This window comes from Leisingera sp. JC1 (genome assembly GCF_001679925.1).
GTDB lineage: Bacteria > Pseudomonadota > Alphaproteobacteria > Rhodobacterales > Rhodobacteraceae > Leisingera.
In genome coordinates, this window is record NZ_LYUZ01000151.1 from 1 (window position 1) to 8,047 (window position 8,047).

Sequence of the window (8,047 nt, forward strand, 5' to 3'; positions counted from 1 at the left end):
GGGCGGCCGAAATCGGTGTAGACCGCCTCGAAATCGGCATCCAGACTGGCCAGCGCGTCGTTGACCACCTGCCTGATCTTGCGGAGAGGGTGCCGTGCTGGGATGCGCTCTTCCAGATCGACATAGCTGAAAAGCGATCCGCTCGCTTCGTCCGTCCCGCGCATCACCATCCCCCGCCGAAATTGTGCTGAGGGTGAATCATGTTCCTCAGGCCGCGTCGAGAGCCGACTTCTTCAGCAGCCTGTTAGAGACCCGCGGGTCAGGTCAAAGCCAATGCACGGGCTGCAATGCCCTTCGATACAGTGGTCGCCACCAGCTACCAGTCAGTGCAGGTTCGGGCCGGAAAACTCGGGCGGGAGTTCTCGAAAACGGTATACCGCCAGCCGACTGGTAGCTGGTGGCGACCCACTGCTGCGGCGCAGTTGGCGGCGGCCAAGGCCTTCAAATGCAGATTTTTTAGCTGCTCGCCACCACTAGTTGACTAAAAGAGTCAACTAGCTTACGCACCCGCTTATCCTTCTCACCCAGCCCTTTGTCAGGGCAAGGCAAGATTTGACCATCAATGCCGGTGAAAGGAAACTGGATGAGGAAAAATATTAGCCTTCTGGCAGCTTTGGCTCTTGTCGCAGGCGAAGATGCCGTTGCCCAAGACGCGACTGAGCAAGAGATCATCAGTCTGGAACCCATCGTCGTTAAAGTCGGGGAAGGCACACAGTCGACCGCAACGATTGGCGTTTTGCCCCCTGCGCATCCGGGCGGGCAGGTGGCACAAGGCGGCCGCCTGGGTCTGCTCGGTAACCGTGATATCATGGATACGCCTTTCAATATCACCAGTTATACGGCGCAGACAATGGAGGATCAGCAGGCCCGCACCCTGGCTGATGTAACACTGAACGACGCATCCGTCAGCAACACGGCCTCGCCGGGCGGGATGCTGGACTCCTTCTTCATCCGCGGCTTTCCGATCAACGAAGGCAATTTCGGCGAAATCGCATTTGACGGTGTCTTCGGCATCGCCCCTGCCTTCCGGATCTTCACCGAGTATGCGGAGCGGATCGAGGTGCTCAAGGGGCCGGCAGCCGTGCTGAACGGGATCTCCCCGAACAGCAGCGTTGGCGGTTCCATCAACATCGTCCCAAAACGGGCGGCCGAGGAAGATCTGACGCGGCTCACCTTCGATTACGCTTCGGAGCTGGAAGGCGGGGCTCACCTCGATCTGAGCAGGAGGTTTGGCGCCGACCGCCAGTTCGGGCTGCGCTTCAACGGCAGCTATCACACAGGCGATACGGCAATCGATCATCAGGAGCGCGAGGCGGCGGTCGGGGCGCTGGCCCTCGACTATCGCGGCGACCGGCTCCGGGCGACGCTCGACCTCATCGCCCAGCGGGAGGACTTCGAAGCACCGCTGCGGCCGATTTTCGCGCTCTCCGGCTTCGAAATCCCGGATGCCCCGGACGGGCAGACCAATGTTCAGCAGCCCTGGGAAACATCTCAGGTCGACGATGTGTCGGCGCTCGGGCGGGTGGAATACGATTTCGGCGACAGTTTGACTCTGTTCGCCTCCGCCGGTTCCGGCAACACCCGTGTCGAACGGTTTTTCGGGATCCCCATCCTTCTCGATTCAGCGGGCAACGCCAGCACCACGCCGCAAAATTTCGTCTTCGACATCGACCGGACGGTGGGTGAGATCGGTCTGCGCGGTGAGTTCGAGACGGGGCAGGTTTCGCATACGGGGACGATCCAGGCGAACTATTACAAGGGCACGCTTCACCGTGCCGCCAATAACGGGACGACGCTGTCCACCAATATTCTCGATCCGGTTAGCCATCCCCCGCAATTCGTGGCGCAGCCGGGCAGTGTGCCGAAGGTTTCCGAAAATGAGTTCTCTGGGATTTCCCTGGCGGACACGATGTCCTTCTTCGGGGATCGGACGCAGCTGACACTCGGGCTGCGCTGGCAGCATGTGGACACTCAGAACTTCAGCGGCGGAGCCGTCACCGCATCTTCCAGCGAAGATGAGGTCACCCCTTTGATCGGGCTTGTCGTCAAGCCGCGGGAGAACGTATCGCTCTACGCCAATTACGTTGAGGGGCTCAGCATTGGCGACACCGCCCCCACGATTGCCGCCAACGCCGGCGAAACATTGGCGCCCGCCAAATCCGAGCAGATCGAGATCGGGGCCAAAATCGGCCTTAATGACTGGACTGTCACTGCCAGCGCGTTCCAGATCGACAAGCCATTCAGTCAGCTTGACAGCGGCAATGTCTTTGCGGAATCCGGAGAACAGCGTAACCGGGGGCTGGAGTTCAGCATCTTCGGGGAAATGGCGCCCGGGCTGCGGCTGCTGGGCGGGGTGACGTTGCTTGACGGCGAACTGCGGAATACCACCGATCCCGCGATGCACGGAAACGAGCCCATCGGGGTCCCCTCGTTGCAGGCCACTCTGGGGGCAGAGTGGGATACGCCGTTCCTTGCCGGCCTGACCCTGTCCGGTAATGTGATCCACACCGGCGATCAGTATGTCGATGCCGCGAACACGCAGGAAATCTCATCCTGGACCCGGTTCGACATGGGCGCCCGCTATAGCACCGAGATCAGCAGCCGTCCGGTCACCTTCCGGGCCGAAATCGAAAACCTGTTCGACGCGGGCTATTATAGCGGCGTCGCCAGCTTTGGCACGTTCTCGCAAGGCGCGCCGCGCACATTCCGGCTGTCGATGACGACCACTTTCTGATGATCCGCTGCCAGGCGTTTTCAGCAAAAGCGCCTGGCAATCTACAATGGAATCTGTTTCATTCACGCCACTTGTCGACGGTTTCCCGTTTACATCGAAGTTTGGAAGCGAAGAAGATACGGTGCAACCTGGTCCCGCGGGTGATCGCCTTCACTACCCAGTCGTAGGTCTCGCGGGTTACTGCGCTGGCCGCGGAACTGGCGAGACATGCCGCCAGAATTGGGAGGCCAGGGGAATTTTTCTCAACTGCTTTCTTCAGAAAGTAATATGCGAGCCTTCACCGGCCCTCTTCAGGCCGGTTGAACTGGTTCCTGAATCAATCGGCTTCGGCTTGGGATCTATGCTTTCCACTGGTTGAGCAGGTGAGAGGTGCAACTTAGACTCAGCACTTCGGTAAGGGCGCCGTGTGTCATGTCCCACGAAGATGTGTAACTCCCAGCGCCGGTTGCTCTGACCGGCAGGCGCGTCCTCGCCTTCTTCATAGCCCAGATGCGTTGTCAGCTCGGCACCCAACATCCGCTCCATGAGCTTGATCTTCAGCTCTTTCATCAGCCCGGCATCGCCGAGCAGGTCTTCAGGGCGCTCCACGCCCTTCAGCAATTCGTTCAGGATTTATTTCGAGATGCTCATTCATGCTTCCTTTCGGTGAAGCATGAACCGGATCAGTCATACACAAAAGGTCGGACACTCTCGCTGGCTCAAGACCAACGGCGGCCAAAATCGTGACCGAAGCGAAGGCCCGCTTTGTCTGCGCTCCTCTATTGCAGACGCAGACCGCAGCGTATGCCTAGTTTGCAATTCGCGTCTCAGCCTAGCTTTCAATGACCACTATGACGACATCGGATTGCATCGCAGCAAAATGTTTGCCGCAGAAGCGAGCAAATGCTGCGTGAGCAATAGTCGAGCAAGCAAATGGCGGCTCTGTCCCGCAACTTTCGAGTTCATGACCCGTGCAGCGAACGGCGGTTGCTGCGCCACCATCGTTCAGCCTAAACAGGCCAAGCTCTCCTACCGGCCTGCCGTTCGCACGTAATCTGGGTTCGAGCCGATGATTGCATGCTGGTTGCAAATAATGTGGGTTCAGTCGCAGATAATCCGGGTTTGCGCTCTTCGATAGATGCAAATAATTCGGGCCGAAAATCAGGATGATTGCAGGTCGAGCCGATTATGTTTGCAGGTCGTTACACCTACTCTGCTTTCGACAAGGACCAGAGGGTGACGCATGCGGCCATCACCGAGAACAAACGCCTGGGCACCGTGCTGGAGTTCATCAAAGCTGAACAAGAGAAGGATACGCCGCCGAAGACCAAACCCGCTGTTAAACAGCGCACGCGTTACAAGAAGACCGGTCGCAAGCCACCGGGACGGCCTTCGAAGATGGAAGGATATTATGCGCGCCGCCGCGCCGAACGCGAAGCCGCCGCTCTCTTAGACAAGGCGTAGCGCGGCCTGGCCATCGGTGTCGAGCTTCAGGGCAGCCTGCCAAAGCGGTGTCTTGTAATAGGTGCCAACCTCCCAAAGGTTCAGGCTCTCGCGATCTTCCCAAAGCAGGCCGAGCCAGCACAGAGGGCGTATGACGCAAAACTTGAAGGCAAACCGCACATTGCTGTGCTCTGGGTCAAAGCCGTCCTTTTCCTCCCAGCCATAAAGTGTAGAACACGCGACTTGATCTGACATTTCTGCTCTTCTGGAGCGCAAGCAAGGAGTGTCGATCAATGACGAGTATTCAAGATAAGATCATCAAACCGAAGCTGGGGCTGCTGGAGCTTGCCAAGCAGCTCGGCAGCGTTTCGCAGGCGTGCAAGGTGATGGGGTACAGCCGGGACAGCTTCTACCGGTTCAAGGAACTCTACGAACAGGGCGGCGAGCAGGCGCTGATGGATCTCAGCCGCCGCAAGCCGATCCTGAAGAACCGGGTGCCGGAGCATGTCGAACGGGCGGTGATCGAACTGGCGATTGAGAACCCGGCGCTGGGGCAGAAGCGCGCCTCCTGGGAGCTCCAGCAAAAGGGCGTCATGGTGTCGTCCTCCGGGGTTCGCTCGATCTGGCTGCGCAACGACCTGGAGACCATGAAGAAGCGGCTGAAGGCCTTGGAAGCCCGCGCCGCCCAGGATGGCATCCTGCTCACCGAGGCGCAGATGGCGGCGCTGGAAAAGGCCCAGCAGAAGAAGGAGGCGCACGGCGAGATCGAAAGCCACCATCCGGGCTATCTCGGCAGCCAGGACACCTATTACGTGGGCACGATGAAGGGCGTGGGCCGCATCTACCAGCAGACCTTCATCGACACCTATGCGCGGGTGGTGTGAGTGCTGGACGTAATCTCCTGTGTGGTTGCCGCCCATTATGCAAGAGCCTTTGTCACCTTGTTGGGAATGATCGAGTGCGGTCTTGTGTCAGGCCTCGAAGGTGCGACCATTCCACTGGCCGCGGGCCGGTTCTCTGATTGCGGCATTGTCAATCGGGAAAGCGAGCCGTCCGTCCAGGGTCATGGTTCTCTCCGAGGTCACGCGTGTCGTGCCTCATCATGGTTTTCGGTGCTGGTCGCCTTCAATGTATGGCTCGGGTTTTGCGGAATACTCCACTTCCCATCGGCCCGCGCGAGATCGACCAACCTCCGCCCCTTCGGGACTTCGCTCCCCGCCAGCCGAAGCGGGATTTCAGGTCAGGCAACGGCCTCCTTTTTCCAAGTGAACTCCGTTTCTTTCTTCCACATCGTCAACATGAGCACAGCGAGTTTTCGTGCGGCAGCCACGGCCGCCTTCGCGAAGCCCCGTCGTCCTGCAAGGCGGACAGCCCAGCTTTTCAAAGCCGAAAATCTCTGCACTCGCGTGATCAGGGTTGTCGCGGCCTCGAACAACAAGCTCCGCATGACTCCGTCGCCGCATTTCGACACCCGGCCCGACCAGTCCACTTCGCCGGATTGGTGTCGTTTCGGCGTTAGCCCTAGATAGGCGCCCACATCCGAGGTCTTGCTGAACCGCGCTGGTTCATCGACCAGCGCGATGAAATTCAACGAGACCACCGGCCCGACGCCGGGAATGGTCATCAGACGGCGCGCCACGGGATGGTCGCGGGCCTTCTTCTTCACGGAAGCATCGAGATCGGCGGCCGCCTTGCACAGCGTGGCGTGCGTGGCGATGAAACCATCGGCGATCATACGCAACAGCGGATCGGTTTCCCCGGCCGCGGCGAGCTGATCGCGGAACCTCTGGCGCTGCCGGCCCTGGCTGTTCCCGGTCATTCGGATTCCGAAGGTCCGGAGAACCCCGCGGATATGCCCTTCGAGATCCTTGCGGAGACGGATCAGCCGTTCCCGAGCGCCGACCAGGACACGCAGGCGATCCGCCCCTTCGCTGCGGATATGAACCGGCGTGAACCAGCCGGTGCGCGCGAGCTGAGCCAGCCCTTCCGCATCACCGGCGTCGGATTTGTTGAGGCGGGCCGACAGGCTCTTGTGCGCCTTGCGGGCATCAATACAGGTCGCGGGCAATCCCAGTCGATCCATCCCGCGCTGCAGCCAGATCGAGCGCATCCCGCTCTCATGCACGATCTGCTGCGGTGCCAGCGATCGATTTCGAAACCAGCCCAAAACGCATTCGGGGTCCGCAGGGCAATTGCCCTGCGCGATGGTTTTGCCTTCTCCGTCCACAACGCAGACAGAAATCTCTTTCAGCGATACATCCAGACCGGCATAGTGTTTCATGGTCGTTCTCCTCACGGCTACTATCCATGAGGCCAATATACCGGACCTCGATCGCCATCGGAGAGCGGCCGCCGCAATCACACCATGTATGGTGATCAGCGGATCAGTTCCAAATCTCAAAATCGGGCTCGGTGGCACTGGGAGATTATCTGGTTTTCCTGACCCAGATCTATTCGATCATTTCGCCCATTCAGGTGGTCGGCTTCTTACACCCCCCTTGGTACCGGTGCAGGGCACTACGCTCTCATGCGGCAGCTGCCTGCTCCGGATCCTTATAATTCTCGTTTTTCGTCTGCATTGCCCAAACTTGGCGAGCCATCTTGTTCGCAAGCGCGATAGCGACCAACATTTTGGGCTTTGTCGACAGCATCCGGGCGAGCCAGGAACCTTCCCTGATCCTCTTGCGTCCCAACCAGTTCAGCCTGGACATTGCGCCGATGATCAGGAGACGCCGAATATCGACTTGCCCGGATTTCGATATTCGCCCGAGCCGCGCTTTCCCGCCAGTGGAGTGCTGCCGCGGCACAAGTCCCAGCCAGGCAGCAAAGTCCCGGCCAGACTTGAACTGGGTCATATCCGGCGCGAACGCTTCGACCGCCAGCGCGGTCAGGACGCCGACACCGGGCATCGTCTGAAGGCGTTGTGCTGTGTCGCTTCTGGAGGCTAATGCCTTCAGGGTTTCAGTCCTCGACTTGACCCTCTCTGTTTTCTCAGCAATTTGCGCTAACAGATCTTGGCACTCCGCGATGACGACCCCCGGAAGGTCGCAGCTGGGGTCTTTGACAGCGGCCTCAATCCGCTCCAGATGGCGCAGACCGTTTGGGAACGCGTAGCCATATTCGTACAGCACCGCCCGAAGTGCATTCACGAGCTCAGTGCGTTGATGGACAAGTCGCTCGCGCCCTCGGAACAGCACAGCCTTCGCCTGTTGTTCCGCCGTTTTCGGTGTCACAAAGCGCATCTCGGGCTGGCGCGCCGCAATCACAATCGCCTCTGCTTCGGCCGCATCGTTTTTCTGCCTTTTTACAAATGGCCGAACGTACTGCGGCGCTATTAGCTTGGAGCTATGGCCGAGCGCCTCCATCTCACGGGCCCAATAATTGGCGCCTCCACACGCCTCAAACACGACCAGACATACCGGCTGCGAGGCCATGAACGCACGAAACTGTGCCCGCGACAGCTTCTTGCGGAGCTTCACCTCTCCAGCCATGGTCGCTCCATGGATTTGGAAAACGCGCTTTGCCAGATCCACTCCGATTATCATATCCTTCATGTTTCTGTCCTCTCTGTTGCGGGGCTCAAGACATCACGATCTTGGCACGTTTCGATGCCGTCAGGGGAAGACGGCAACCATCCCATCTCAAAACGGCTGGATGAAAATTCCCCAGTTTGGCGCCGATGCCGATGATCAGGGGGGCATGCCCCCCTGATCATCGGTCGCGCATACTTCCCCTGTAGAGGCCAATGGAAAGGCTCGCAGGTGGTGGGATTGAGGGAGATCGTGATGATCTTTGAATTGAAGCGGCAGGGCCTTGGCATCAGCGCAATCGCGCGGCAGACCGGGCTCGACCGCAAGACGGTAAGGAAATATCTGGAGCGGGGCCTTGAGG

Annotated in this window: 5 protein-coding genes and 4 pseudogenes; 4 read left to right on the plus strand and 5 right to left on the minus strand. The window is 59.3% G+C overall.

Annotated features, from left to right (window positions below; translation table 11 throughout):
* A pseudogene (locus A9D60_RS26370) lies at window positions 1-164 on the minus strand (IS5/IS1182 family transposase); the annotation flags it as partial.
* 419 nt (window positions 165-583) lie between these two features.
* On the opposite strand from A9D60_RS26370, the gene A9D60_RS24135 reads away from it, so the two are divergent.
* The gene (locus A9D60_RS24135) at window positions 584-2,734 is read left to right on the plus strand and encodes a TonB-dependent receptor (protein ID WP_065269952.1); all 2,151 of its coding nucleotides are present in this window, start codon (window positions 584-586) and stop codon (window positions 2,732-2,734) included.
* A gap of 438 nt (window positions 2,735-3,172) precedes the next feature.
* On the opposite strand, the pseudogene A9D60_RS27510 reads toward A9D60_RS24135, so the two are convergent.
* Window positions 3,173-3,346 (minus strand): annotated as a pseudogene (locus A9D60_RS27510) (IS256 family transposase); the annotation flags it as partial.
* A 537-nt stretch (window positions 3,347-3,883) separates the two neighbouring features.
* Between A9D60_RS27510 and A9D60_RS24145 the strand changes: the two are divergent.
* A complete protein-coding gene (locus tag A9D60_RS24145; RefSeq protein ID WP_141118048.1) occupies window positions 3,884-4,177 on the plus strand; it encodes a hypothetical protein in 294 nt (97 codons plus the stop codon).
* Here A9D60_RS24145 and A9D60_RS24150 read toward each other — a convergent pair.
* On the minus strand, window positions 4,163-4,411 hold the full coding sequence (locus A9D60_RS24150; protein ID WP_065269949.1) for a hypothetical protein: 249 nt from the start codon (window positions 4,409-4,411) through the stop codon (window positions 4,163-4,165). The genes A9D60_RS24145 and A9D60_RS24150 overlap by 15 nt on opposite strands.
* 38 nt (window positions 4,412-4,449) lie before the next feature.
* Between A9D60_RS24150 and A9D60_RS24155 the strand changes: the two are divergent.
* A pseudogene (locus A9D60_RS24155) lies at window positions 4,450-5,034 on the plus strand (helix-turn-helix domain-containing protein); the annotation flags it as partial.
* A 362-nt stretch (window positions 5,035-5,396) separates the two neighbouring features.
* Here the strand turns inward: A9D60_RS24155 and A9D60_RS24160 are convergent.
* The gene (locus A9D60_RS24160; RefSeq protein ID WP_065269950.1) at window positions 5,397-6,437 is read right to left on the minus strand and encodes an IS110 family transposase; all 1,041 of its coding nucleotides are present in this window, start codon (window positions 6,435-6,437) and stop codon (window positions 5,397-5,399) included.
* 244 nt (window positions 6,438-6,681) lie between these two features.
* Window positions 6,682-7,710, minus strand: a complete 1,029-nt coding sequence (locus A9D60_RS24165; RefSeq protein ID WP_065269951.1) for an IS110 family transposase — start codon at window positions 7,708-7,710, stop codon at window positions 6,682-6,684.
* A 207-nt stretch (window positions 7,711-7,917) separates the two neighbouring features.
* On the opposite strand from A9D60_RS24165, the pseudogene A9D60_RS27180 reads away from it, so the two are divergent.
* Window positions 7,918-8,047 (plus strand): annotated as a pseudogene (locus A9D60_RS27180) (sigma factor-like helix-turn-helix DNA-binding protein); the annotation flags it as partial.

Bases quoted from the DNA above. Each gene is read 5' to 3' on its own strand.
- A9D60_RS24135 (WP_065269952.1), top strand. From the start codon at position 584: ATGAGGAAAAATATTAGCCTTCTGGCAGCTTTGGCTCTTGTCGCAGGC.
- A9D60_RS24150 (WP_065269949.1), bottom strand. From the start codon at position 4,411: ATGTCAGATCAAGTCGCGTGTTCTACACTTTATGGCTGGGAGGAAAAG.
- A9D60_RS24160 (WP_065269950.1), bottom strand. From the start codon at position 6,437: ATGAAACACTATGCCGGTCTGGATGTATCGCTGAAAGAGATTTCTGTC.
- A9D60_RS24165 (WP_065269951.1), bottom strand. From the start codon at position 7,710: ATGAAGGATATGATAATCGGAGTGGATCTGGCAAAGCGCGTTTTCCAA.